The sequence below is a fragment of the Nostoc sp. genome, from assembly GCF_036919615.1.
In the GTDB taxonomy this organism is placed as follows: domain Bacteria; phylum Cyanobacteriota; class Cyanobacteriia; order Cyanobacteriales; family Nostocaceae; genus Nostoc.
The window spans coordinates 78,959-105,747 of the sequence record NZ_JBALCN010000078.1 but is presented as its reverse complement, the minus strand read 5'-3'; the positions used below and the strand labels follow the sequence as shown (position 1 = coordinate 105,747).

Genomic DNA, 26,789 nt, shown 5'->3' with positions numbered 1-26,789 from the left:
GTACTAGGCTGTAAAATCTTTATATGTTAAATTTTATATAATTGGCATTTGCGATTTTCGTCAGGATTGCAGCTTTGCATAGTTTACTTTCAGCTTCTAAGTAATAAAAATCTTTATGAGTAGCTTAGTCTTATTATTAATTGGTTTAGGGATTTTTTTCTTAGCTTTGAGGACTAAAGACGAAATTCATCACATTGCAGCTATGTTAGCTGGGACAATTTCTCTAGTTTGGGGATTTGCTCTAGCTCCTTTGTCATTTCAATTGCTATTTGAGATAATCTCAGTTTTAGCAGCTTTCTTTGTTTGTATGCGATGTTTGGGTTGTGGTTTAAACCAAGATTGATTTTGAACTTGATGACTTATTAGCTTTATAACTTATTTATGAGACAAATTTAGTAATTGAGGATTCATTTATTTTACCAGATAAACCTCAACAACTGGTAAGACAAAATCTAACTTTTTCAAAGCATAATTAGCAGTCATAACCTCAATCAAGCTAAATCATTGTTTGCTCGTTCTTAATTTCAGCTTTTATTACTTTCAAAGTTATGAAATTTACCTATATTTGTTTATTACGTTTCAGCTTTTTTGTTGAGGATATAATCCAAACTTTTGTGCGATCGCTACTTTTTTAAAATCCGAGACCAAAAGTCACTGGTACAATTTTTTGGCGCGACTCTGAGTGATCGCCTTTTAGTACTATAGCAATCCGATTTAATTGCGTGAAAAAATTAGTGATGGAAGAGCAATAATATCCTTACTCAATCCGCTTAACTTCAAATCTTCGCAACCCTTCCGGTACTTCATACTCAATCACAATATCTTTAACCACAGCAGCAGGTGGGCCAGAGTAACACCAGCGAACCATTTCATCTACAACCTCTCGCGCCCCTTCAAAGACTGCCTCTACTCGACTATCGGGGAGATTCCGCACCCAACCAGTTAATCCCAACTGGCTAGCTGTATCCACAGTGGCGTAACGATAGCCCACTCCTTGAACTCGGCCAGAAATGAATACATGGGCGCGGATAATTTTTGGCAGTGCTGTGGAATTCTGCATAGACTGGTCTAATCTTTACGATCCCAGTCTACCTAGTTTGTGTATACACAACCTGTTTTTAACTCCAACTCGCAAAATTAATCCTGGTCTTCGTCATCGTCACTGTGATGTCTGTACTGGCGATCGCAATTATCCCACTCTTGATCATGTCGTTTCTGCTTGCCACCAACTATATTTCTGAGCAGACCTCTATTCTCATAATGTTTTTCATGAGTTGGCGAATCTCCTTATTTAGGGTCACTTTAGTAGTTTGTCTAATGCTTGTGGCAGATAAATCTTCCCGCAGATGTACAAAAAAATAAAATTATTCCTATCTTTGAGAATGTAGCAGGGTAGTGATAAAGTATTTTTTACTACCTACTAATTGTTGTGAATTTAATTAATCAGTAATCAGTTTTTCAACTTGGACTTTTGAATTATTTATGTCTAATCTGCTACCACTCAATCCAGAAACAATTTGGGCAATTCTTGACGATAAACTTGATGATGTCACAGTCAACTAGTTGCTATGGCATTATTTAGGCTATCGCTATGATTCTTCAACTGCACAATGGGACACTAGCCTAGTTGCACCAGAATGGCAGGATGAGTATCCACAACCACCAGATTTCATTGAATCTCGCCCTGCAACAGTCAAGTTGACTCGTTCCATTCCGGCTGAAAATAAACAAATGCTAAAAGAAAAATTGGGCTTCAAAGGTTACAAAATTGGTGAATTCGGGCCTCGGCAAACTCGCAGGGCGACGGCGGCAAATTGGTTGTTAAGTTATCTGCAACAAACTAACGGCAAAATAGAGTAATCTTATCAGTAGATATTTGGCAAAAAATATCTTATTTTTACCGAATATCTGCTGTATTAGAAGTAAATGAAAATCTATTAATTTATTTGCTAAATTTGCTATCTGATGCAATTATATTTTCATTTTATTAGTATTAATGGCAAAATACGCTTCACAGTAAATCTTGATTTTTGTTAATCAACAAATACTATAAACAGTCAAATATCAAAAAAATACAGTTATTTTTATAAAACATTTATAAATTATTCCTGAAGATAGAAGCACTCCTTATCTAATTATTTCTCTAGAGCGATTTGCAAATTTAATTGAGCATCAGAGAATATTTCTATCAACCCTTGATATTACAAACACTTTTATGGCAAAGCCAATTGAATTTAATTTATTTGCACCTTACAACAAAGGAGCCGCATTAATTGGTTCTTTTTCTGATTGGCAAGAAATTCCAATGGAAAAAGGTGATGATGGTTATTTTCGTATAAGTGTTGAACTAGAAGACGACGTTTATAAATATAAATTTCGTGTCCAGTCAAATTCATGGTTTTTTGAACCAGAACAGTGGGTTGATGTCACAGACCCTTATGCAACTGATATAGATGAACAAAGTGGAAAAGATGATGGTGTTATTCGGGTCAAAGATGGCAAAAGGATTACTGATACCTATATTTGGCAACATGATGATAAACCTTTACCTGCTGACTATGAATTGGTAATTTATGAATTGCATGTCGGTGACTTTTCTGGTGGCGAGGATGATCCTTATGCACGAGGCAAGTATAAACACGTTGTTGAAAAGTTAGATTATCTATGTGAACTAGGAATCAATGCTATTGAGTTGATGCCACTTAAAGAATATCCTGGTGATTATAGTTGGGGTTATAATCCCCGCCACTTCTTTGCAACAGAATCTAGTTATGGTTCAACTGCTGAGTTAAAAAAATTGATTGATGAGTGTCATGCCAAAGGTATTCGTGTAATTCTTGACGGTATTTATAACCACTCAGAATCATCTGCTCCTTTAACACAAATTGACCACGATTATTGGTATCATCACTCTCCCCGTGACCCTGATAATAACTGGGGCCCTGAGTTTAATTATGAACATTATGACGAAAAATTAGATATTCATCCTGCGTGGAAATTTATTGGTGAGACAATCCGTTTTTGGATTGGGGAATATCATCTTGATGGTATTCGCTATGATGCAGCACGGCAAATTGCTAACTACGATTTCATGCACTGGATTGTTCAGGAAGCCAAAAAAACTGCTAGCATGAAGCCTTTTTACAACGTTGCCGAACACATTCCTGAAACTCCCAGCATTACCAATGTAGATGGGCCAATGGATGGTTGCTGGCATGACAGTTTCTATCACTGCATTTTAGAACATATCTGCGGTGATACATTTGATTTAGAGCGTCTCAAAGATGTCATTGACTGCAAGCGCCAAGGCTTCTTGGGTGCCACCAATGTCGTAAATTACCTCACCAACCACGACCATAACCATGTCATGGTTGAATTGGGAAACCGTGAAATTTTTGCTGAAGAAGCCTTTAGGCGGGCTAAATTAGGAGTAGCCATCCTGATGACTGCTGTTGGTGTACCTTTGATTTGGATGGGAGAGGAATTTGGCGAGTACAAACCTCAACAACCTGAATCAGCCAAAATTGATTGGACGCTGTTAGGTAATGATTTAAATCGTGGTTTATTTGAATTTTACAAAGGCTTAACCAACCTGCGTAAAAATAATCATGCCCTCTACACAGAAAATATTGATTTTATCCATGAAAATCCAGAAGCAAAAGTACTAGCTTATAGCCGTTGGAATGATGAAGGTTCTCGTGTAGTCGTGGTAGCTAATTTTTCAGAAAACTTTCTAGGTGACTATCATGTTCCTAACTTAGCAAGCAGTGGTACATGGCACGAGTGGACAGCCAATTATGATGTCGAAGCTGATGACGATGGCATCATAGCTGATTTGGGGCCATACGAAGCCAAAGTGTTTGTATGGCAGTAATGATATACACTACCGCTGAGTCAGTAGTCCAATAGCAAAGAAAAGGGGAAAGTATTTCCCCTTTTTCAGTTATTATCTTACTCACATACAGTCTAATTAGAAATTTGTCAAGCATAAAACAGGCTATTTTAAAATGTCATGGGTTTGTGTTACACTTTTGAGTTGAAGTGCGGATATAAAATTGCCAGAGCATCCCCATGCACAACAAATTATTAAATAGTAATATCGACAATGCTAACATTGAGAATGATCGCATTTTATTAACTCCCAATGAAGTCAAATCAAAATTACCTTTAACACAATTAGCTGAACAAAGAGTTTTAGCATATAGGCAGGAAATAGAAAATATCCTGGATTTTCAAGATCGCCGAAAATTTATAGTAGTTGGCCCATGCTCAATCCACGACCCAAAAGCAGCGCTTGAATATTCTCAGAGATTGAAAATATTGGCCGAGCGAGTCAAAGATAACCTGCTACTAATTATGCGAGTGTACTTTGAAAAACCAAGAACAACCGTAGGCTGGAAAGGGTTAATTAATGATCCAGATATGGATGATTCTTTCCATGTAGAAAATGGGTTATTAATTGCTCGGAACCTGTTATTAAAAATTACAGAGTTGGGATTACCTGCTGGTACAGAAGCACTAGATCCAATCATACCTCAATACATTAGTGAACTGATTACATGGTCTGCTATTGGAGCGCGTACGACCGAATCACAAACTCACCGCGAAATGGCAAGTGGACTTTCGATGCCTGTGGGTTTTAAAAACGGTACTGACGGCAATATTCAAGTAGCTTTGAATGCCCTACAATCAGCCAGAAACCCGCATAATTTTTTGGGAATTAATCAAAACGGACAGGTCAGCGTCTTTAAAACTAAAGGTAATGCCTACGGTCATGTAATTTTAAGGGGTGGTAGTCAACCCAACTTTGAAGCAGCAAATGTCAAACTGGTAGAAGAGAAATTAAAACAGGCAAATTTACCACCGAGAATTGTTATCGACTGTAGCCACGGAAATACCAATAAAGATTACAAATTACAAGGTGCTGTCTTAGAAAATATTATTCAGCAAATAGTGGATGGTAATACATCAATAGTTGGCATGATGCTGGAATCGAATTTGTATGAAGGTAGTCAGCCAATTACTGGGAAAGAAGAATTAAAATATGGTATTTCTGTAACTGACAAATGTATTAGCTGGGAAGAAACTGAAAAAATTATTTTGGCTATTCACCAAAAACTTAAATAAAGACCAAGAACAAATTAAGCTACGATCGCATATCTCAGCTACTATGTCTTAGTTAGTCAGTATCTTGTACTATGATTTTTGAGACTGATAGTGTCATGAATAAAAAATACCATCAATCTCTTCGCTTACCTGCGGCATCTAAGGAGAAACGTTAATTATCATGACTTTACCTGTTAAAGAGATTATATTAGCACCAGGAGAAGGTAATCACTTAACCATAAGTAATACAGAGGTAATATTTAAAGCAGTTGGTGCTGATACTCATGGTCATTTAGGTTTATTTGAATACTTAATACAACCAGGAGGAATTGCACCAGAACTACACCTTCACCGTCTGATGGAGGAAATGTTTTATGTTGTGGAGGGAGAAGTCGAAATCCAAGCTGGAGACCGGATTGTCCAAGGTCAACCAGGAACATTTGTACTTGTTCCTCGCAATACGCCACACACATTTGCTAACCGTGGAACAAAACCTGCAAAGTTACTGATTATGTTCTCTCCAGGTGGGGAACGCGAAAAGTATTTTCAGGGCTTGGCTTCCCTACTTCAGGATGGACAAAAACCAGACCGGGAAGCCTTGCGAGAATTGATGCGTCGATTTGACCAGGAGCCAGTAGAAAATTTACAATGACACGTTAGCAGGATGCCTAAGTACAGGTCATATCATATCCGGCTGATTAGTTGTCATTGCCAGCAAAGCGTGGCATCTCTAAATTCTTGCGATTGCTTCAGTCTTGTAGGGGTACACTTACGCAAACAAGCAAATCTACTAAGCCTGTAATACCTTAAACCACTTATTCAAAACTGTACTGATGGTTTTCTTAATCTGATGCTTACGACTCCACTTCTGGAATGCCATTTCATATTCTTCGCCTTTGATTTGAAAAGTATTCCAAACATCAAGCCCTACTGGCAATCCGCAGAATAGCAAAATGTACAGCGACCAAGAAATTCCGCCACCAGTGATTAAATCGATCAGTATCAAAAAACCATTGAAAATTGCATAATTGCCTAGACGTTTCTGAAATTTTCTGATGCGGTAGATGTCAAAAGCTTTTCGCTGTTGAACTTGACCCTGTTGTACTATCCAATCACGTTCTGCTAATTTTAAATAATCAGGTGAAATTTCTAACTCAGCAGCAATTTCTAATATCTGCTCATAAGAAAATTCTGTGTCTTTGTCATCAGCTTGACGAGCGATCGCTAAGTGCAGAATTTGTTGGACATCTTCTTGGCTATAAGAGCGGAGGCTCTTGGGTTCAAATGCCGTCATAATTCTTTCTCTTATATTACTTTTAATAGAAATTTGCTGCCCGATAGATTTTAAGCAGCTACACCACTACTATTTCCCTTATTCCTACATTAGCAAATCTAGATGCTGTCCCGCATCTAATGTATTGGATTTTTAACTTTGAGTAAAACGCGTCAATCCCTGCTCCACTTTTGATTGTCGAAGGGTCGAAGTGCGAGCTACGCTTAGAGGTTGTTTTAAAAGTGTTTACCTATAACTTTAGGCACCTTGAGATCCCCCCTAACCCCCCTTAAAAAGGGGGGGATCTGAGTCAAAGTTCCCCAATTTATCGGGGAGCCACTCTTGTTGCATGTGGCGTGGGTTTAGAGGGATCTAAAACTTTTGATACCAAAAAGAGAACTTTTCAAACATCCTCTTACGCTAATAACCAGGTAAGTATCAAAAACCTCTAAGCGTAGCCATCAGAAGCTAAAACTCAGAATTTAGGACATGTGACTGGAGACTAAGAGAAAGAAGAATTAAAATACATTTTGAATTTGAAATTATTTTGTCTCGCCATCGCCAAACAAAAATGAGGTCAATCGTGATTGACAACTATATTCGAGCCACAATGACTAAAAACCAGATTCCTGGACTTTCTGTTGTAGTGGTGCAGGAAGGTGAAGCTGTTTTAGTTAAGGGCTATGGACTGGCTAATGTTGAACACTCTGTTCCAGCAACTGAACACACAGTTTATGAAATTGCGTCTGTCGGTAAAACTTTCACCGCTACAGTCACAATGATGCTGGTGGAGCAAGGGATAATTTCGCTAGAAGAAGCGATCACAGACTATCTCGATCATTTACCCCTAACGTGGCAAAATGTCACAATCGAGCATATTCTGTCTCATCAGTCTGGAATTCCTAGCTATACTGATGCTCCAAACTACTGGGAAATTACCCATCTTGATTTATCTAAATCTGAAATTTTGGCTCTAGTTACTCACCTACCCCTCAAATTCCAACCGGGTGAGTTTAGCGCCTATGACAACACAGGTTACTATCTATTGGGTTTGATCCTAGAAAAGATAACTGGACAAGCTTATGGAGATTTGTTGCGCGATCGGATTTTTGCTCCTTTGGGAATGAATGCAACCGTGATGAATGATCCCAGTGACATAGTGCCACACCGGGCGGCTGGCTATCGGTTGCCAAACAGCAAACTCATTAACAAACCTTATTACAGTCCCTCAGTCACCTATTCTGCTGGAGGTCAACTCTCCAGTGTGGAAGATATGGTGAAGTGGGAACAGGCGCTTTGTGGTGCAACTTTGCTAAAGCAATCAACCCTTGAGAAAATGTGGACTCCTCATTTTCCCAATCATTGCCCTGATTGGGAAAAGTTGAGATATGTTGCAGGTTTAGGTTGGTGGGTATTGAACTATGGCGATCGCCGGGTAGTTGGTCATAATGGTTCAATATTAGGATTCGCAAGTAACATTACCCGCTTTATTGATCACAAAATTACCGTTATTTTACTTTGCAATCTAGATCAAATTTCCCGACCAGATGCGATCGCTAAAGAAATCGCGGGCTATTACTGTCCAGCCCTTAGGGAAATAGCGCTTCAGCCTCCATTAGAGGAGTTGGGGAAGATGGGAACAAAGGTGAAAATAATTAATGACAAATAACTCTTACCTCTAAATCAACTTTTTATTGAGGCACCTGAGCAGGTTTCAAATTTCGGACTTTGTAGAAGGTTTCCAAGCTAATTTTGAATACTTTAGTCTGTAGAACTTTTGTATTCAAAATTCTACGCTTTTTCTTCATGCAGCCCAGTAAATTAGACCAAATTTTAGGACTAGAACTACAACGTCGTCGCACAGAGAAAGGTTGGTCACAGGAGTATCTCGCAGAAGTGACAGGTCTGCACAGGACTTACATCAGCCAGCTTGAGCGAGGGCTAAAAAGTCCATCTGTTAGAGTTCTCAACCATATTACCAATGCTTTAGGTATAACAATGAGTGAGTTTTTACAACCTGTAGAGGAATCCCTGAGTGTTGACGGACAACGAAATTGAAAGATTAAGCCAAGCCATTATTGCTACCATTGCATCTCCACTCATCGGCTCGATAGAAGATTATACGTGGGAAGCAATTTTTCATTATGTTAAGGATATTCCTTTATCAGATCCCGCTTTGGGACGTAGCAAACTTCTCGATGATGCTGTTGATCTGGTGACTAAAACTGGTTGGTCACTCAAATCACTCCAACTGAATAGCCTCAACTTTACAAGTCCATTTTTGTTTGTCATTCAGAGAGCAGATGTCATTAAGAAGTCTATACAACTGGGTTTTCCTGGTCTCGCTGTAGTGTTTTTTAGGAGCTAATTCAGAAGGTAAGTCCCTAGCATCTTGTCCTTCACAAAGAGCGCGAACTCTCGAAAATTGAATTGGACTCAAAGCACGAGCAACATGATTAACAATTTTTATGCTTTCATGACGCATCATCGCTTGATATGTAGTTTGTGGAGGAGAGGGATAAACTTCAGCGTCATAGTCTTGTCCTGCATCTAGTGGTGGTAATTCTCCAATCGCATCTCTGACTGTGACAAGTGGAGAAATATTTGCCTCTAATAAATTAAGCTGATTACAAGATTTTGTGGTTCTATAGTCACTCCTAATATCACCAAAATGTGTTGGTTCAGGAAAATGAAGTGAGTGATCGAGGCTAGCTAGAAAAAAAGCTCTGGTTCTCGTTTGTGGTATTCCATAATATGCAGCATTTAATGATGAAGAGATAACTTTATAGCCCAATGATTCAAGTTTTTCTGTTATTTCTTCCCTAATTACGCCATTGTAAGCTTTCAAGATTTCAGGCACGTTCTCCATTACGACATAAAGGGGTCTAAACTCCTCTACGAATTCCAAAAACGTTCGATATAGCAGGTTACGGGAATCATTGAGGTAGCGATAACCAGCAGGAATATTTCTGGAAAATCCCTGACATGGAGGACCACCAATCAATAGTATTGGTGCTTCTCGCCGCAAGCCCAACGCTAATCGTAAGTCATCAGGACTAACCTGACGTATGTCCTGATGAATGATTTTAGTTTTTCGGTAATTGTGCTTGTAGGTCGCCAAGGCTTTTGCATTTATATCGATTGCACATAGAGATTCAAAGCCCGCCATCTGAAAGCCTTTTGTCAAGCCACCAGCACCAGCAAATAAGTCAATAATCTTGTGTGTCATTTATGAATACTATAGTATTCATAACCTATCGTCAAGCAACTCCTTTATAAAAAGATAGTAATTTTTAGATCAATTTTTATTGAGATATCTTAGCGGGTTTCAAGTTTCTGGCTTTGTAAAACATTTCTAAACTATCGCGATCGCCTACAAAACGCCAGTGCCAAGGCTCATAACTCACACCTTGAAGATTATCTTTAGGAAATGACATTTCAAAGCTGAAACGCGCTGCATTTGCTTGCAGCCACCGATAAGCCTTGGTATTGTCAAAGTTAGTTTGGAGATTAGTTGCTGGTACTGCTCCGTCTCCAATATCTACAGCATAACCTGTGTGATGTTCGCTATGACCAGGAGGAGCGCTGAGGGCAGCTCGTTGTGCTGGCGTCTGATTTCGCTGGGCACTGACAGCAAAAAACAACTGCTCCTGATCTTTGACTGAGCGAAAGCCAGAAATTGGTACTAAAATTACACCTGCACTCCGCGCTGCTGTTACCATTTCCTCAAACTTTTGAGCGGCAGCTTTTCGCATTCTAATGCCCCTATTTGCGGAGATGGTTATTAGTTCTGACTCAGGGGCTTCTGGGTATAGAAAATGCCCTAACACAGTATTGACATTACCAGATTCTGTAGTCGGTGTAGGTACAGAACTAGTGACCGAGGGTTGAAAATCGGCGGTTTTTTTGGGTGCAGTGACGAAAAACAAAAAACCGCTAATTAAAGCTAGCAGGACAAATCCCGTTACTCCCCCAATCAGCACAATTCGGGGTTGCAACCAGATTTTAGATGTTGCATCAGGGGTATCGCGTACAGCCACTGGAATATCATCACCAAGGTCATTCGATGAGTTTTGCGGTTTTCCAGAAAACCCAGCCTTATTCAAGGGTAAACTCCTGTTTTTGTGGGATAGCCATAACAGATTTTGCACTGGACAAAAGTAGACGTAACAGGTAGCATTTTACATCTGTGGTTCTTAGGCGCAATCTTGACAAACCTTTTAGAACTATACGTCAAGCTGGGAGGATTAGTCCTGGTAGGTTTTATTCTGGGACGCAAACTACCTGTGACAGTTCCTACACATTTAGGACAGTTTCTTTTTTGGGTGGGAGTACCCATCAGCATAGTATCGTTTTTGCGTCAATCTAGCTTGTCGGGGCAAATTTGGATTGCACCTGCCTTCGCTTACCTAGCCATTTTACTAGGAGCATTTTTAGCTTGGTTAGCGATTAAAGCACAAGCCTATTTTAAAAATACTTTCACCCAACCACCAACTCAGGCTAGCTTGATATTAGCGGCAATGCTGGGTAACACAGGTTATCTTGGCTTTCCCATTACCTTAGCAATAGTAGGTAAGGAATACTTTGCTTGGGCGCTATTTTACGATTTGTTAGGTTCATTCCCAGGAACTTATGGCTTGGGTGTGTTACTAGCAGCGCGTTTTGGCGGTGGTATCCATAATCATTGGCAGATTGCTAGGGCCATCTTAATTAATCCTGCCCTGTGGGGTTTCGGATTTGGCTTGCTGTTTCGGCAGGTGACAATTCCCACAGTAGCGGAATTCTGCCTAGAGAAATTTGCTTGGAGTGTCGTAGCTTTATCTTTGATCTTAATTGGAATACGACTAGCGCTGCTGAACTCTTGGCGTAGCCTACCACAAGCAGGGATGAGCTTAGGAATCAAAATGCTGCTAGTTCCCTTGATATTGGGCAGCATTTTACCACTGTTTGGATTAACTGGGCCGATCGCAAAGATCATCGTCCTACAAATGGCCATGCCTCCAGCTTTCGCCACACTGGTAATTGCTGAGACATTCAATCTTGATCGCGAGCTGGCAGTGACTGCCTTAGCTGCTGGGGCTATAGTATTGCTGGTTACTCTGCCAGTTTGGCTATGGCTGTTTTGATTTTAGATTCATCCACTGTGATGCGATCGCATAAAACCCCAGCAAAAATGCATATTATCGTTCTAATTTAAGCGCGTTTAGAACATGCTTTTGAAATTCTACTAATCCGCCTCGGCTCCCCCAATGTTCGTTGAATGTAGGGGTTTCCAACTTCATCACTTTACCGCCTTCAAGATGGACATCATAACCAAATATCATTTTTTGTTTTGGAGGTACACTCCAATAATCTGCTATCCAAACTACTTCAACGAGACGAGAGATACCAAATTCTCCATGATCTTCATCCAAAGTATTGTTCAGAAGTTTGACAATATGCGTTACTTTGGTACGCTGTCTTAAAAGAATGAGTTCGCTTTCCTGTGGTTTAAGGGCGTTCTTTGCTTGTTCTTTTTTCCAATTTAATTGAAAAATGTTTAAAACCGGGCCAACATTTTGATAAGCCCAATATTTATCATCACCCTGATGATTTACATTTTTAGTCCATTTTAGTTGTGTCAAATCCATAACTTTAATCTCTATTAGAACAAAAAACTTTATATATCAATTATTTCCCACATCGTATTCTCTACAAACTATTGCTGTCATTTGAAGAAAACGAGGATTTCTGAAAAATAACATTAGGTCTTTTCAGAAAATTTACTGAAGGATTATCATTGAGAAGTTGTAATTTTTTCAACGAGTTTCATGGAATTTACCATCCCTCTATAGGTCAATACGGTTCACTTAAGAAGAATCGTAGGTTGGGTTAAGCGCAGCGCAAGCCAACAAAATCTTGAGAATGTTGGGTTTCGTTCCTCAACCCAACCTACGTCAGTTTTAGTTTTTAGCCTTAACTGAACTGTATTGCTCTATAGGTAAGTTATTTCTGCGCGATTCCTTAGCATTATTAGAGCGTGGCAAAGGAATCGACGTATATCAGTTAAACTTCTACTGGATGCTGCCCATAATATGGCAAAGCCTCTGACCAATTAGGACACTTGCCCTCTTGCCAATCGAGATTAGCTAGTTCTAAAATACTGGTTACTGTCGCTGCTAACCCAGATTGGGCTTGAATTAGCTGATAATCAGTATTCCAATTCGCTAAGGTTTTCTGCCATACTTCTGGTGTCAACACTCTATCTGACAAACACACTCTTAGTTTAGAAGTATCTGGCTCAAACTGATAAATAGCAGCAAAAATTTGACCTCGTTGTGCTGGCATTTCCACAGCAAGAATTTTTGGATTTTGACTTTTACCTGCTTCTGACCAAGCTACAGCAGCCAAAGTTGAAATCGCAAATACAGGAATATCTAACTGTTGCCCTAAAGTCCGAGCAGTAACAACACCAATCCGAGTTCCTGTAAAGCCACCAGGCCCTTTTGCAACTGCGATAAACGACAAATCTGCCCAAGTTTGCGGTTTGATAAATTCAATTAAATATTGATGTATTAGGCTAGATAAATCACGCCCCAAATTCCAAACTTGAGCGCGAGTCTCACTAGCAAAATTACTAATTGCCAAACCCAATTCGGGAGTGGTGGTGTGTAATGCCAAGGCGGATTTATTTATTGCAAGGTGTTCTAGTTCTGTTGTCAAAGTTACTTAAAATATCTATTTTTATAGAGTTAACGTGATTTATTCAAGCATATAACATAGAGGTTCTTAATTGAATAGACTATACTTCTTTTCTTGTACTATGGACAGAAGTCTCAGAGGATGTTTGAAAAGTATTAGGCGAATAGAATGAGACTGTTGGCGAATTGATAAAGGGTCAGCCCTTTTGGGGAAGTCAAAAGCCAAAAGTCAAAAGTCAAAATTAAGATTAAGAACCACCAAAATAAATTTAGTTGCTCTGAGTCAACTGACGTAGTATTTCTTGTACTACGTATCTCAAAATACATTTTTTTATTTTCCATAAAGAAATTTAGGGGCTTGTACCTTTTTCTTTCTGGTCACATCAAGGGCAGGGGAAGCAGGGGAGCGTCTCAGCTTATCTGCTTTGTTGGGTTGAGGAACGAAACCCAACATTTACTTCTTGTTAATATTGGGTTTCACTGGCGTACCCCTACGGGGAAGCAAGCTACAACCCAACCTACATTGATAGATTTTATTATAAGTAATCACCCGAATATGATACAAGAGGTTTTACTACGCAAAACCTGTCCCTCTCCGTCGGGCGAGAGGGACAGAGTTGAACTTTAGTTCAAGGCAGGGAGAGGTTTATCGAACTCACGTTGCCTTAAAATCCAATTTCAATGGTCAAGCTCCGAATCTTTCCTGTATCTGCGTCAGCTTTATCTGCAACTTGAAGAGTCCAGGTTCCTTGGGGACTTTTACCCTTAAAGGCAGCAAGTTTAAGGGTATTTACCTCATCATAGGTTGTTTTAATATTATCTGTAGCTCCGCCCTGGCGATCGTGCAGAATTATCGGAAGTATGCCTATTTGCACTGGGGGGAGGAGAGTAACTACAAGGTCACCAATATAAGTATGCTCGATGTCTACATTAACTTTGATGGATTTCATCAGGCTGGTATTAGCGATCGCCAATGACAATGTTGATATTTGCAAGTCGTTAATTGGGATATCTTGCACTGCCTTGAAAATGCTGATGGGCGATGTTTGAGCTGGCTTGGCCAATTCTACAGCTTTGAGAGCATTGATTCGACCGTAACCGTAGAAGGGGCTGCGACCATTAGCATCATATTTACCTCCAGCTTGATCAATGCGATCGCTGGAGCGTTTAATAATGTCTCGCACTTCGTCCCAACGCAGATTTGGGTTTCTGGCAATAATCAGGGCTACTACACCAGCTGCACCCGGACAAGAACTGGAAGTTCCGCCAAATTCATTCGTGTAGTTGCCTCCGGCATCACCCAGACTTAGATTAAGCGAATTATAGCCAACTACACCAGAGCGATCGGTTGTCCAAATTCCAGAGGTTTGAGAACTATCACCATTGTTACTGGGGAAGGCGCACCAAACCGCCTGACCAAAGTCGCTGTAAGCGCTTCTCCTGCCAAAGTCGTTACAAGCTGCCACAGCAATCACCTTTTGGTAGCTGGCGTAGCCGTCGTTATCCACGCTTTCGTTACCATTGCCAGCCGCGAATAAAATTACACATCCCTTGCCGTTGCGTCCTTTATTGATTGCAAAATCCATAGCAAGTCGTGTGGAGTCAGGCAGAGGTACTTTTTGGTTGTGTACAGGATCGTTTGGCTCAAACCAAGTACCATCTGCTGGCCCCCAGCTACAAGAAATGACATCAGCACCATTTTGAGCCGCCCAAATAAAAGCATCTGCTTCATCCTGTGACCCCAGCGCCGAAGCTAAACGAATCGGCATGAGCTTTGCACCCGGTGCCACTCCAGATGCACCAAAGTTGCCGTTTGCACAAGCTACTCCAGCACAGGCTGTACCGTGGTTATTGTCGTTTCCCGGTCTGGGATTGTTAGTTTTACGTGTAACATCACGCGGGGCAACAATTTTTCCAGAGGAACGGAACTCTTCATGATCGAGATCCACACCGTCGTCGATAATTGCAATAATCGTCCCTGTGCCATCGCTCAACTTCCAAGCTGCCTCAACGTTGGCATGGGCGTTAATTACCTTACCATTAATTGTTGTTTGCTTTAAATGCCACTGCTGCGGGAAAACCTGACGTTGGCGTGATTCACGCGCTAGTTCAGGATGGCACAGTTCTACTGATTGCTCATTCAGAAGTCTCTCGGCGATGTCAAAGACGGCTATACCAGTATTTGTTGGTGCATTGACAAAGTAAGCATTTCGTGCATATTCAAGTTGGCGTTTAATTGTTAAGCCGTAACGTCCTAATACTTCTTGGCAGACCCTTGACTCTTCTTCGTTATCGAATTTAACGAAGAGGTTTTCGGTGTAGACTACAGGTTGTTTGGATACTGGATCGACAAGAACACGTCCGGCAAATTGGACTTCAGACTCTTTGTTGAGAATTTCACGGGCGTGATCGCGCAAAGCGACACTCTGAGTCGGAACCTTCGTTCGCAGAATTTCTACACCCGCTTGCCGAAACCGCGTCACTAACTCGAATTGATTGAGGATACTACGAGCTGTGGGTGACATTGGTGCGACTTCAAATGGTCTTGCACCGACAAGAGTACTGCGGCTTTCAGTACGCACTACAACGTGTTCGTTACTGATAGCAAGTTCATACTGTTGACCGTTCTGTCCACCATAGCGAACCTGAACCATAGTTTAATCTCCTGGGATATTAAATGTCTTGAAAATTGGGTATTAGGCACTTATACTGAGCATCTCAACTTCTCTACGAGACGCTCTTGCGTTCGCTCGATGGAGCCGTTGCCGTAAAGCCTGCGGCATAGCTACGCTTAGGGCGCAGCCTAAGAAGAGAAGTATTGGGCATTAGGCATTGGGATGAGAAAAACCGCATCATGTGTTGTGTTCCCGCAGCGTGCGCTTTGCGCTTACGTTTAGTTTATAGATGCTTCTTATTTAATGTGTTATGTGTGACGGCAATTAAAAAGATACAGCTTAAACAGAATATAATCTCTCTAATATAAGTACAGTTTTGCCTAAAAGCGTAACGTTTTTAATGTAAACTGACACATTCACAATGCAGCCGACGCATTCACAATGTAAACTGACGCATTCACAATATAAACTGACGCATTCACAATGTAGCCGATGCATTCACAATGTAAACTGACGCATTCACAATGTAGCCAATGCATTCACAATGTAAGCTGACGCATTCACAATGTAGCCGACGCATTGGCATTGTAGGGTATTGCCAAATTTAATTTGCTACAAATGAATGAAATACTGTACTAATACCAGTTCTGTATTAAGATGCGCCAAATTATATGAGGAACGAACCGCAAAGGACGCATACCCCTACGGGGAAGCAAGCTACGCGTAGCGTCTCCTTGGCGCAGCCTCTCGTAGAGAAGAGTTGGACACAAAGAAAGAAATAAGAAGCCAAGAAAATTTGGCGCAGCTTCACAAATAAATGGTATAAGTTCATACAAGCGTTCGATTCGTCTTTCTAGAAAAAAGGGATTCAAAGTCAGGTTGCTTTAAAAATCTTCACTATCAATAGGGGCGTATAGCTTGCATCCCAATGAAAGATTTGTATTCCATACCACTGAAAAACGCTATAACATCATTAGAACTTGAGAAAGATGTTTGATTTTCCGGCTGAGTATTTTCTACAGGTGTACTCTTTACCCCTGATTGCTGAAGTGAGATTTCAAAAAGACTACTTTTCTGAGTATCCTGAACAAATTCGCGTTGGCAGCGAGCGCACTGCTGTATTCTACACTCGTAAGCCTGGATACTATGCAGTCCACTACAATCAACCCAACACCGTGACATCAGGAGCAATTTTACAACTTAACGAGGGTGCGATGTCTACGACGGGCGTGGGTGCGGCAGTTTTTCCAGGCGAACCCAATCAATCAGAACAGGGAACACTAAGTCCAATTTACACACTAGAACCCAATGGTTCGGTAGCAGTACCAACTGGACTGGTTTTCATCCGCTTTGCTGAAGGCGTTGATGTGGAGTCCCAGCGTCAGGTAATTAATCGAGCGGGTTACGAAGTAGCGCAAAGCCTTGACTATGCACCTCACGCCGCTTGGTTGCGGGCCCAATCAGGTAATATTGCTGATGCGATCGCTGGCATTCCTCAGTTAGAAGCGATACCTAAAGTTGAGAATATCGAACCTCAGATGCTTATGGAAAGAGGTTTGAGACTAGGGCGTTGATTTAGTTGCATATTTACTGTGTTGAGTATTAGACATGGCTGAAAAGCCAAAAAGTAGTATAGTACATATGTATATATGATGCCTAAGTTTTAGTTATGATCAAAAGATGTTTAACCACACCAATAACTCCCAAGCTAACCAAGCTAGTGTTCTCTACAGACATGGCGACGTTCTGATCAAACGTATTGCCAGTTTACCTGTCGGTGCTCAGAGGCGTGTAGGTGCTACTCTGGCTCATGGTGAAATCACAGGACACAGCCATCGCATTCAGCAATCCACTGCTGTTCAGTTGTGGGTACATGGTAGTGACCTTTTTCTTGAAGTTAAAGAACCAAGTGCCACTTTAGTTCATGAAGAACATCGGGCGATTGAATTACCCCAAGGGCTTTATCGCGTCTGGAGACAACGTGAATATCGACCTGATACTGACGTGGAGGTAATGGACTAATGCTGAAGATAATGTCGAAGGGACGTGTGCCGAAGAAACCAATTAAGCAGCGCCCAAACGAAAGCCATGAGCCTGTATCAGCTGAACATGCTCAAAAACTCATCCTTGAGCATCGCGCCTGGGATGGTATCCGCGTTTTAGGTCATCTGGATTTAAGCGGTGCGTTGGATCTTTACAATCTACCTGAAAATCTAACCTGTGAAAGTATTGATATCAGCGACTGTGTAAATCTCACTACCCTTCCCCAAGGACTCCACGTCACTTATTGGATCGAGTTGGCCGGAAGTGGGATTACCAGCTTATCTGCGGGGCATGGTTTTGTCTTGCGCTGGCGAGGCGTGCAGGTGAACGAGCGGATTGCCTTTGAATCTCAGTCGATAACGGGGCAGGATATCCTCAATATAGAGAATGTTGAATTGCGCCGCGTGCTGATTGAACGTCTGGGATACGAGACATTTTTGCAGCAAGTGGGAGGGTTGATCCGCGATCGCGATCGAGATGTTGGTGGGGAACGTCAACTAGTCTACATTCCTTTTGAAGATGACGAGCCGCTGATGGTTTTGAAAGTTACCTGTCCATCCACAGGACATATTCATATCTTGCGCGTTCCCCCGAACATGGGAAATTGCCATCAGGCAGCCGCCTGGATTGCAGGCTTTAATAACCCAGATGATTATAACCCTGCGATCGAGGCGTAATTTGATATCCTGACTGGACTAAAGCCCTGACTTTTCACAAGATGTGGAAAAGGGAGATTGGTTCGCGTATATTATTCACGAATCACTATGACTTTTTATATTTAGAAGTTTCCTCAACCAAATCTTTTAAACCCTGATTGAGAATTTCAATGGCACGATCTAACTATAGTAACTGAGTAATTATGAGCCAAAATCTCTTGCTGAATACTAGAAATTTGAAATATTCTTACAACACTTGCATTAAGCATTTTTTATTGCTCCAACTCCAAATTTTATCTTAGATACTATTTGCACATAAATTCTAAAAAGAAATTACCTTAGCGATTGAAGGGCCCGGCTAGTTACTACAAAACTTTCAGGAACAATGGAATGAGCTAGATCGCTGCGATCGCCTTTTATACCAATTTTTTGTGAAGCTGCACAAAATCAACCTTGGTAAGATTTAAGACTTAAGCCCTTGTTCTATGCAACCTCACAGATAATCGGCATTAGAAGCGATTCGTTGGTTAGAAACTGAACCCTCTATATTGGGGATGAGCGCTCACATCATGGCTGTTGCCCGTAAATAGGCGGTAAAGCAGAGCGATCGCTATTAACTAAAAGCGCTTGTTGTTTTGCCAGCACTTGTTTGCGTAACAAGAGTAATTGTCTATCTTTAATGCCTTCTGCGATTAATCCATCGACAGTTCTGATGAGATAATCAGCGCAGGAACCCAATTTTCCAGATGCGCTGGCAATACTATTAACAGTGGTTGTTAATGGGATCTGATGAACGTACCTGGGATGTTGACGATTGGCAACAAAGGCGATCGCTCGGAATTTCTGCGTACCGTCAAACACCTTTACCCAATGAGCAACGTAGACACCACCCAACATCTCCCGTCGCCAAATCAGCAGTAATTCGGATGCTACATCAGCAGCAGCAATGCGATAAATAATCCCACGACAACTACCACCCCGATCAAGTCCTAAGAGTAATCCAGGATTCTCTGGAGTTCCCCGACCGAGGATCATCCATGTACAGAAGCGCCGATGCCAACCATAAATGATCCCAGCACGGCGCTCGATGTATGTGATTAAAGGATTCCAAATCAGCGAACCGTAGGCAAATATCCAGATATCAGAATTTGGTGGTTGCTGTTGTAGTGTTTCATCGAGCGATCGCTGTAACTCATCTTCGCTCAAGGTAGTTAGCTTGATTCCAGAGTGTGATGCTTCTAATAGTCTCGTCTGTTGATTTCCAGCTTCGAGGTCGCTACGACTGAGTGACATAATCTAGATTATTTCCTTTTCTGTAAATATTCAGTAATTTCACTATTTATTTACCGGGTTCAAAATGTTTGACTTTTGATATCAAGTCCGGTTAATCACTTATGATTACCGGATCTGTGCAAAAATCGGAAAAGTCTCTTTCCCCCAGCTAAGAGCCCCCAGCAAGAACTGCGGTCTAAATGATAAGTCTTTGACCGAACATGATATGACTTCCCCGAACGCAAGAGCGTCTCCTTGGCGCAGCCTCTCGTAGAGAAGAGTTGGGGCTGACTCTTGGACTTTATGCTTGTTTAGAGTTCTTGTCCCGTTGGTCGGATGAGGATTTCGTTGACATTAACATGCGGTGGTTGGGTGAGAGCGTAAACGATCGCAGCAGCAATGTCTTCGCTTTGCAGAGGTGTAATTGACTTGCGTCGTTCTTCCATGCGTTGTTTGGCAACGAGATCAGTAATTTGGTTGTCAATTTCTGTATCTACCATACCTGCTTCAATAATAGTGACGCGGATGTTGTCCTTGTAGACTTCTTGGCGCAATGCTTCCGAGAGGGCATTCACACCCCATTTGGTAGCATTATAAACACCGATACCAGCCCGCGCTGTTCTACCAGCCACTGAGGAGATATTGACTATATGCCCGGATTTTTGCGCCTTCAAGAGAGGCAAAACAGCATGAGTAGCATATAGCAGTCCTAGTACGTTGAGGTCAAATGATCGCCGCCAATCTGAGCTATTCCCAGCTTCAATGGTGCCTAGTAAGGCAATCCCTGCATTATTCACAAGGATATCGACCCTTCCCAATTCTGTATTTGCCTTTGCCACCAAGTTATTTACCTGGGTTTCGTCAGTCATATCAGTAACAATAGGCAATGCCTTGCCACCACTAGCTTCGATGCGTTCTGCTAATGCCTGAATGCGATCGCCACGCCTAGCAGCGAGTACTACTGTTGCTCCAATTGAAGCCAAGGCGATCGCAGTTGCTTCTCCAATTCCCGCTGAAGCGCCAGTGACAATTGCTACTTTTCCTTCTAATTTACCTGTTATCTGATTATCTAGCTCCTTAGTAGTGGAAATATTCTCAAGTAATTTTTCCTGATTGGGATTATCTACTTTGGCAGATTTTTAAAAAAATAAATTCACTAGCAATGAACTAACAAATTTTAAAGTCGGTAAATAAAATTAGGGATAGCTTTTTCACAACTTACTCCCAAATATGCTATTAAACTACATAACTTTAACACCCTTAATTATCAATGTCAGTCTATTATTTTCATAAAATTTCAACTTGATTTTTTTCTAGATAAACGTCAATAATTAAGGTAGATGGCTGACTTTTGGTTGCTCGAAGTAGCCATACACCATCTGAGAAACTTGACGAATAAAAGCTGTTGCTCTCTCGTCATTATTCGGTCTTCGCACGAAAATTCCTGCCAAATAACGCTTACCTGATGGTGTTTCAATGATACCCGCATCGCCCAGTACAAACCTCAGAGTGCCTGTTTTATGAGCAATACTTGCCCCATAACCCAAACCAGACGGGAGTAAGCTTCTATTATGGCAACGAATCATGATACCTAAAACTTGAGAGCGACTTTGATCAGAAATTAACTGATTATTTGTAATCAAAGCTGACAATCGTACTAAGTCTTTTGCACTAGTTTTATTAGTTCCGTTAAAGTCTCCTAACATATTGTGAATCACAGTACTTTGCAATCCCCAAGTGCGAAACCGCTGATTTAAATTTGCCTTACCACCTAAACGGTCAATAATCATATTTGTAGCGGTGTTATCACTAATAGTCATCATTTTAGTTACAGTTTCCAAAAGACTAATCTTAGTTCCTACCCGCCGATACTGCATATCTCCAGAACCACCAGTAACATGTTTACGTTGCATCACCAATATTTCATTTAGTTTGATTCTCCCTGTATCTATTCCCTGAAACAAAGCAATCAAAATCGGATACTTAATTGTGCTTGCGGCGGAGAAAGCTTGACCACCATTGATATTTAAATAATCCCCTGTTTGTAAGTCCATAAAAAAGATTCCAGGAGTCAGGAATCTGTAGTGAGCCATTAATGCTTTAATTGGAGTTTGTAGTTCTGATATTTCTCGTCCTACAGGAACTATACCAGTGTATTTATGAGTATCTATTGGCTTAATAAAATCGCTTGAGGGAGTTGGGGGAATGAATTTCAGTTCTGGTAGTTGTAAATCTGATTGATTTCCACTCCCGCCATCTGCACTGTCAACTTGATTTGTGTTAATATTCGCTTTTACTGGCGACGACAATAGAAGAATACTTGTAAGACTAAGTAATAACCAGCGTAGTTTCATGTAGTGCTGTGAGGATAGAGGTGGATTTATTTACAGAGATTTTCCGGATAAGTAGAGGAAATCCGGATTGATTGACATAATATTCACTATAATTTTCCATGTCCAAATATTATAGATAACATAATTACCTGCAAGTTGGATAAAAAAAACTAGGAACTAAAAGTAAAATATAAGTATATAATTTTTACATATATTACATCAGCTAACTATATATAGGATTCCTATTTGATTTTTGAACAAAATTAGGTATTTTAGAGTGCGTTAGGATGAAATCCGTAACGCACCACTCGTAAGGATTTGGTGTGTTGTATCATATTCGCTTGATTCGTTATTATTCCGGGCATTTATGCAAAAATCTTAAAACCCTCTTTCCCCAGCTAAGAGCCCCCTACCCCCTGCGCTCTTAATGATAAGTCTTTTACCGAACATGATATTACTGGCGTGGCAAGACTAAAATAGTGTAATACCTAAAGGCTCATAGTAGCGATTTAGCCCCAAAAGACCATAAATATAATGCACAAATTTAACCTTACCACGCTACTACGTGTCTTTGAAAAAATCAAATAGTAGTCCTATATTTATACAAATAGTCAGAGGTTAAGATTGCAGTTTTAGTTTTACTAGCAGTGATTTATACATGGCGACATAAATGAAGAAAGCACCTGCAATTGAACCGATTAAAAAGCGAAAGCTAAAGACCAAAAAATGACCAATGTTCATAGGTAGTGGTTCCCAATACCCGTAATGGAAAACAGCCAAAATAATATTTGTCAAATTTCTCAAGAATATAAACAATAAATAATCAATTATTCCCTAATATTAACTTATCCTGTAAGATTATTGCTAATTATTAGCGTTAAGCTTACAATCACTGCCAGCCATGACCTTGGGTACTTTAGTTATTGCGCCTGCCTCGGCGCAGCGTTAAATACAAAACTAAATTAAGGATGTGATACGGAAAATTCTTGATAATACCAAGAGATATACGGAAAAATTATTTATAATCCTCCCGTAAAGGGTGGTTATATGGAAAAATTCGGTATAATACGCAAATAAGAATGTAAAAAAGAAGTTTTCCGTATATTCAGACAGGAGTTCGTTGTAATGCTTGATATATTAGGATTGAGAAAAAGATTGTACGGAAAATTTCCGTATAATAAATAGTTAGCCTGACTTGAACCTGTCTATGACTAACCTGCTACCCTCTATAATGTAAGGCTCAGGAGTTAAGAAAAATGGAAAAGGCATTTGGGCTAGAAGTTCCTGAAAATTTAGAGGATGCCTGCGAACTTAATCGAACAGCTTTGATCGTTTATGATATGCAAATAGGCATTTTTAGCCAGTTAAATGACGGCTCTAATATAAAAACCCAGGTCATAAAAGTTCTTCAAGCAGCGCGAGAAGTTGGTTTGCGCATATTTTTTATGCGTCACATGTCATTACCCAAAGAATTGTCGGGTGTCTTTCAACTGAAGACAGCTAAGGCATGGCAAAGAGTAACCTCAGTTGATGATGTAAAGCCTTGGTTTCTTCCTGACTCGCCCGGATTTCAATTAATTCCTGAAGTAACTCCACTTCCTTCCGAAGGAATTTTTGACAAAATCACGATGTCTGCATTTGAGGGAACGCCTCTCGACATTGCCTTACGCGATTGTGGGATTCAAACTGTAATTATAGTAGGTGTAGCAACTGAAATCGGGATTGAGCCGACAATTCGCCATGCTGCCGATCTTGGCTATATCCCAGTCATGGTCACTGATGCTTGTGGAGCAGGTAATGAAGAGGCTGGTCAGCGAGCCGTTGCTAGCCTTAAATTTATGGGAGATGCCTTCTTGACAACTGTAGAGGAAATATGCTTAATACTTCGCAAGAAAGCTAAAATCTAAAGCGATTTCAGGCACAATCATAATGCATAGTCTAACAAACGTGTTGCAGCTGAACTTATCAGCCTGCTTCGTTGAGTTGCAAAGGTGATCCGCCTCCGTTGAACACAATCGTTACGGAGGGACATCATGCAGGAATCCAGCGTTTATCGTTCGATCTGGAGAGAGGCTGAGAAAAAAAGACACGGCCGATCGCTATCAATCTCTTGCGTAGAGGAGTGGCGATCGACATTATTGCTCCTTCCACAGGCTTATCAATTGAGGAAGTCCAACAACTTCAGCAGCAACTAAACGAGTCTCGATAAAATTAGCCTGAATATTGATAAATTGGTAGCTAACGGACTGCGGTTTAACAACCTCACAACGCATCAGCTTTGTTCTCTCACAAGAGCATCTTTATTGACGGGATTAAATGCCCACTCTGCGGGTGTTGGTTGGGTTGCTGAGGGAAACCCTGGTTTTCCTGGTTATGCAGGTGAAATTCAGAGCAATGTTGTGACTCTGGCAGAAATTTTACGTAGCAATGGCTATTCTACCCTGCTGACAGGTAAGTGGCATTTGACTCAGACTTACGATCGCACCGCCACCGCTTCATTAAATTCCTGGCCGTTACAACGGGGGTTTGAACATTTATTTGGCTTCTTAGATGGATTAGAACATCCCCAGACACCCCATATTCTCTACGAAGACAATACGCCGATTTCAGTTGATCGCTATCCTAAGAATTTCCTCACCACCGATTACTGGACAGAAAAAGCGATCGCATTGCTCAAACAAGCAAAAACCAAGTCAAAAGACAAGCCATTTTTCTTGTATTTTGCCAACAATGCTGTTCACTCACCGTTTAATATTCATTCAGCAGACCTTGCCAAATACAAAGGCAAGTTTGATGTCGGCTGGGACGTACTACGCCAACAACGGTACCAGAAGCAACTTACATCAAAGCTAATTCCTGCCGACACTCAACTACCACCCCCAAATCCAGGCGTTAAAGCTTGGAATACACTATCAGCTGAGGATAAAAAGCTATTTGCTCTACCCTCCTGGAATTTATTAAGGAGAAAGTGAAACCGAAGACATTCCATACAGGTGAGTTGGTACTGGAACTAGACATTTTGCCCTTGGTGAGCGATCGCGATTACACCATCCAGGTGAAGGCTCAGTATAAAGCTCAGTAAAGATGCCCGTAGTCCGGTGTCATGGGATCTCTACAAAAAATATGGGGTCTTTAAATACACTGGTGCGATTGAGCAAGTCAAATACATACCGGGTTCACCCGCACCTGATGCCCAAGGGGAGTAGGGAGTAGAGAAGAGATATTTTTATACTTCGTTATGAACTTCATTCATCGCGTCTGTTGGATAAATATCTTTTTGTTTCAGTCTGCAAATAAAGCTGGTGTTGGCGTGATTGTGCTTCGTTGTAGTGCTTTTGATGATAGTCAATTAAAGGATGCGATCGCCATTTAAGATGATCCGCTGACTTTTTAACACATTTAGCTGACGTGGTATAAGGAATAAATACCCAACCGTTGATGAAAGCCTGAATGGCTTTCATCACCTAAATCCTCTAAGAGGATGTTTGAAAAATATTAGGCGAATAGAATGAGACTGTTGGCAAATTGATAAGGGGTCTAACCCCTCAGTCTGAATCTATCTTAATCTCTTTAATTTTCAGTGCGTTTCAACGCACTTTAGCTATTAGCCCGCAATTTATTGCAGGGCGGGAAAGCAACGCCAAACCAAGGTTTTAGTGGTGAGGGGTCTAATCCATCCTGGATTGACCAACAGTCTCATAGAATTCGCTACTAGACAAGTGTTCGCGTAGTGTCCCGTAAGGAAAGTCCACGGAGGTGGACTAATACAAAATGAAGGGTTTTCTAACCCACGGAGGTGGGTTTTGTCTGTGTAGCCGCGACTTCTAGTCACCAAGGCTAGTAATAAATTAGACTTTTCAAACAACCTCTAAGACTTAATCTACGTGAATACCTATTTTGTGCTGATATACTTTAATATCCTTTTTACATTCTATTCACAATTCTTAGACCCAAAATAGTTAAACTTCATACTCTAGAATATACTTTATCTATTAACTACAGAGTAAGAAACTATAGTATTTTTCTTCATAGCTTCTTGAATTTAATCTCATTAATTCTATCATTGTAGAATCAGCTTAAATGATTGATATTAAAGGAGTAGTTTCAAAACATAGTTGCATAAGACGTGAATAAGAAATGGGCTGTTAAACGACTTACAATCAATCTCACATCAGGTGAGGCTCAGAAGCTTGAAAAGTACTGTTCAATGACTGGAAGACCAGCAACTGATATAATTCGAGAGTTAATTCGCTCTCTGACAACCGAAATAACACAAAAACAAGATTGAGCAGTTCAACATATGCTAACTAAACTAACCAGAATAATTATTAATTCATAATTTTGGTTAAAAGCCCCTCGAAGTTTGGAGCGTGGGAAGTCAGCGCTCTAACTTCTCTCTTAATTTATTAATGGAGAAAATAAATTTATCACTCAATCAAGAAAGTGTGTTTATGTATGGGATTTTAATGATGAGTTAGTAATTATTAATTAGGAATTGTTTTGCATCAGCCCTTTTGTTCTGGGAGAATGTTATATTTTTGTACTTCATCCACAAGCGTCAGCGTTGTGCAGTCCATTACCGTAGGCGAGTCTTGTTCTTTCTCTGACACGCCTTCCACAGCGTCACTGAATATTTTTGGTGCGAAGCCCAAAGCATATCTATGCCACAAGATAGCTGCTTTTTGGATGTATATATGCTCTGAAAGTTGGGCATAAGTATCTGAAGCATAACAATAAGTTGAAAACTACAGATAAAAAGGTTTTGTGACTTACGTATAGACGCTTGTATGTTCAGGCAACGCTATGAGAAC

25 protein-coding genes and 1 pseudogene are annotated in these 26,789 nt (G+C 40.7%); 13 read left to right on the top strand and 13 right to left on the bottom strand.

Features of this window, described 5'->3' with window-relative positions; translation table 11 throughout:
• The first annotated feature begins 115 nt into the window (after positions 1 to 115).
• Complete coding sequence (locus V7K48_RS22085) at positions 116 to 343, top strand: hypothetical protein (protein ID WP_335075345.1); 228 nt, start codon at positions 116 to 118, stop codon at positions 341 to 343.
• Positions 344 to 757: 414 nt separating this feature from the next.
• Here V7K48_RS22085 and V7K48_RS22080 read toward each other — a convergent pair whose 3' ends face one another.
• Entirely contained in the window at positions 758 to 1,060 is a 303-nt protein-coding gene (locus V7K48_RS22080; RefSeq protein WP_335075343.1) for an acylphosphatase, read from the bottom strand.
• Positions 1,061 to 1,482: 422 nt separating this feature from the next.
• Between V7K48_RS22080 and V7K48_RS22075 the strand changes: the two are divergent.
• The 4 genes and pseudogenes from V7K48_RS22075 (at position 1,483) to V7K48_RS22060 (ending at position 5,758) form a co-directional block, all read left to right on the top strand.
• A pseudogene (locus V7K48_RS22075) lies at positions 1,483 to 1,860 on the top strand (DUF1823 family protein).
• A 355-nt stretch (positions 1,861 to 2,215) separates the two neighbouring features.
• Positions 2,216 to 3,874 carry an alpha-amylase family glycosyl hydrolase gene (locus V7K48_RS22070; protein ID WP_335075340.1) on the top strand — a complete coding sequence of 553 codons (1,659 nt, stop codon included), beginning with the start codon at positions 2,216 to 2,218 and terminating at the stop codon, positions 3,872 to 3,874.
• A gap of 197 nt (positions 3,875 to 4,071) precedes the next feature.
• Positions 4,072 to 5,127 (top strand): 3-deoxy-7-phosphoheptulonate synthase, encoded by a 1,056-nt coding sequence (locus V7K48_RS22065; protein WP_335075338.1) that lies wholly within the window; start codon positions 4,072 to 4,074, stop codon positions 5,125 to 5,127.
• A 160-nt stretch (positions 5,128 to 5,287) separates the two neighbouring features.
• Entirely contained in the window at positions 5,288 to 5,758 is a 471-nt protein-coding gene (locus V7K48_RS22060) for a cupin domain-containing protein (RefSeq protein WP_334974277.1), read from the top strand.
• Between the two features lie 138 nt (positions 5,759 to 5,896).
• On the opposite strand, the gene V7K48_RS22055 is transcribed toward V7K48_RS22060, so the two are convergent.
• Positions 5,897 to 6,400 carry a 2TM domain-containing protein gene (locus tag V7K48_RS22055; protein WP_335075336.1) on the bottom strand — a complete coding sequence of 168 codons (504 nt, stop codon included), beginning with the start codon at positions 6,398 to 6,400 and terminating at the stop codon, positions 5,897 to 5,899.
• A gap of 550 nt (positions 6,401 to 6,950) precedes the next feature.
• On the opposite strand from V7K48_RS22055, the gene V7K48_RS22050 reads away from it, so the two are divergent.
• Positions 6,951 to 8,048: a serine hydrolase domain-containing protein gene (locus V7K48_RS22050; protein ID WP_335075334.1), complete on the top strand. Its 1,098-nt coding sequence runs from the start codon at positions 6,951 to 6,953 to the stop codon at positions 8,046 to 8,048.
• A gap of 137 nt (positions 8,049 to 8,185) precedes the next feature.
• Positions 8,186 to 8,437, top strand: a complete 252-nt coding sequence (locus V7K48_RS22045) for a helix-turn-helix domain-containing protein (protein ID WP_335075331.1) — start codon at positions 8,186 to 8,188, stop codon at positions 8,435 to 8,437.
• A 184-nt stretch (positions 8,438 to 8,621) separates the two neighbouring features.
• On the opposite strand, the gene V7K48_RS22040 is transcribed toward V7K48_RS22045, so the two are convergent.
• Together V7K48_RS22040 and V7K48_RS22035 are read right to left on the bottom strand one after the other, a co-directional pair.
• Positions 8,622 to 9,608: a DNA cytosine methyltransferase gene (locus V7K48_RS22040; protein ID WP_335075329.1), complete on the bottom strand. Its 987-nt coding sequence runs from the start codon at positions 9,606 to 9,608 to the stop codon at positions 8,622 to 8,624.
• Between the two features lie 76 nt (positions 9,609 to 9,684).
• Positions 9,685 to 10,485 (bottom strand): M15 family metallopeptidase, encoded by an 801-nt coding sequence (locus V7K48_RS22035; RefSeq protein WP_335075327.1) that lies wholly within the window; start codon positions 10,483 to 10,485, stop codon positions 9,685 to 9,687.
• Positions 10,486 to 10,587: 102 nt separating this feature from the next.
• On the opposite strand from V7K48_RS22035, the gene V7K48_RS22030 reads away from it, so the two are divergent.
• Positions 10,588 to 11,505, top strand: coding sequence for an AEC family transporter (locus V7K48_RS22030; RefSeq protein ID WP_335075403.1), 918 nt, complete (start codon positions 10,588 to 10,590; stop codon positions 11,503 to 11,505).
• Between the two features lie 54 nt (positions 11,506 to 11,559).
• Here the strand turns inward: V7K48_RS22030 and V7K48_RS22025 are convergent, their stop codons facing one another.
• The 3 genes from V7K48_RS22025 to V7K48_RS22015 form a co-directional block, all read right to left on the bottom strand.
• Positions 11,560 to 12,009, bottom strand: a complete 450-nt coding sequence (locus V7K48_RS22025; protein WP_335075325.1) for a hypothetical protein — start codon at positions 12,007 to 12,009, stop codon at positions 11,560 to 11,562.
• Positions 12,010 to 12,424: 415 nt separating this feature from the next.
• Entirely contained in the window at positions 12,425 to 13,081 is a 657-nt protein-coding gene (tsaB, locus tag V7K48_RS22020) for a tRNA (adenosine(37)-N6)-threonylcarbamoyltransferase complex dimerization subunit type 1 TsaB (RefSeq protein ID WP_335075323.1), read from the bottom strand.
• Between the two features lie 643 nt (positions 13,082 to 13,724).
• Entirely contained in the window at positions 13,725 to 15,713 is a 1,989-nt protein-coding gene (locus V7K48_RS22015; RefSeq protein WP_335075322.1) for a S8 family serine peptidase, read from the bottom strand.
• A gap of 950 nt (positions 15,714 to 16,663) precedes the next feature.
• Here V7K48_RS22015 and V7K48_RS22010 point away from each other — a divergent pair.
• From V7K48_RS22010 to V7K48_RS22000, 3 genes are all read left to right on the top strand, one after another.
• Positions 16,664 to 17,248: a hypothetical protein gene (locus tag V7K48_RS22010; protein ID WP_335075321.1), complete on the top strand. Its 585-nt coding sequence runs from the start codon at positions 16,664 to 16,666 to the stop codon at positions 17,246 to 17,248.
• Positions 17,249 to 17,354: 106 nt separating this feature from the next.
• Positions 17,355 to 17,696, top strand: a complete 342-nt coding sequence (locus tag V7K48_RS22005) for a hypothetical protein (protein ID WP_335075320.1) — start codon at positions 17,355 to 17,357, stop codon at positions 17,694 to 17,696.
• Positions 17,696 to 18,394, top strand: coding sequence for a DUF6745 domain-containing protein (locus V7K48_RS22000; protein WP_335075319.1), 699 nt, complete (start codon positions 17,696 to 17,698; stop codon positions 18,392 to 18,394). The genes V7K48_RS22005 and V7K48_RS22000 overlap by 1 nt, the downstream gene beginning before the upstream one ends.
• A gap of 546 nt (positions 18,395 to 18,940) precedes the next feature.
• On the opposite strand, the gene V7K48_RS21995 is transcribed toward V7K48_RS22000, so the two are convergent.
• The 4 genes from V7K48_RS21995 to V7K48_RS21980 all read right to left on the bottom strand — a co-directional run bounded on the left by V7K48_RS21995 (position 18,941) and on the right by V7K48_RS21980 (position 22,719).
• On the bottom strand, positions 18,941 to 19,666 hold the full coding sequence (locus tag V7K48_RS21995) for a gamma-glutamylcyclotransferase (RefSeq protein ID WP_335075318.1): 726 nt from the start codon (positions 19,664 to 19,666) through the stop codon (positions 18,941 to 18,943).
• Positions 19,667 to 19,956: 290 nt separating this feature from the next.
• Positions 19,957 to 20,676, bottom strand: coding sequence for an SDR family NAD(P)-dependent oxidoreductase (locus tag V7K48_RS21990; RefSeq protein WP_335075401.1), 720 nt, complete (start codon positions 20,674 to 20,676; stop codon positions 19,957 to 19,959).
• A 300-nt stretch (positions 20,677 to 20,976) separates the two neighbouring features.
• Entirely contained in the window at positions 20,977 to 21,999 is a 1,023-nt protein-coding gene (locus tag V7K48_RS21985) for a serine hydrolase (protein ID WP_335075317.1), read from the bottom strand.
• Positions 22,000 to 22,596: 597 nt separating this feature from the next.
• Positions 22,597 to 22,719 carry a hypothetical protein gene (locus V7K48_RS21980; protein WP_335075316.1) on the bottom strand — a complete coding sequence of 41 codons (123 nt, stop codon included), beginning with the start codon at positions 22,717 to 22,719 and terminating at the stop codon, positions 22,597 to 22,599.
• 515 nt (positions 22,720 to 23,234) lie between these two features.
• On the opposite strand from V7K48_RS21980, the gene V7K48_RS21975 reads away from it, so the two are divergent.
• Both V7K48_RS21975 and V7K48_RS21970 read left to right on the top strand, forming a co-directional pair.
• Complete coding sequence (locus V7K48_RS21975) at positions 23,235 to 23,885, top strand: cysteine hydrolase (protein ID WP_335075315.1); 651 nt, start codon at positions 23,235 to 23,237, stop codon at positions 23,883 to 23,885.
• 324 nt (positions 23,886 to 24,209) lie between these two features.
• Complete coding sequence (locus tag V7K48_RS21970; protein ID WP_335075314.1) at positions 24,210 to 24,950, top strand: sulfatase-like hydrolase/transferase; 741 nt, start codon at positions 24,210 to 24,212, stop codon at positions 24,948 to 24,950.
• A 273-nt stretch (positions 24,951 to 25,223) separates the two neighbouring features.
• Here the strand turns inward: V7K48_RS21970 and V7K48_RS21965 are convergent, their stop codons facing one another.
• A complete protein-coding gene (locus tag V7K48_RS21965) occupies positions 25,224 to 25,439 on the bottom strand; it encodes a hypothetical protein (protein WP_335075313.1) in 216 nt (71 codons plus the stop codon).
• A 1,044-nt stretch (positions 25,440 to 26,483) separates the two neighbouring features.
• The gene (locus V7K48_RS21955; RefSeq protein ID WP_335075312.1) at positions 26,484 to 26,648 is read right to left on the bottom strand and encodes a hypothetical protein; all 165 of its coding nucleotides are present in this window, start codon (positions 26,646 to 26,648) and stop codon (positions 26,484 to 26,486) included.
• Between the last annotated feature and the right edge of the window lie 141 nt (positions 26,649 to 26,789).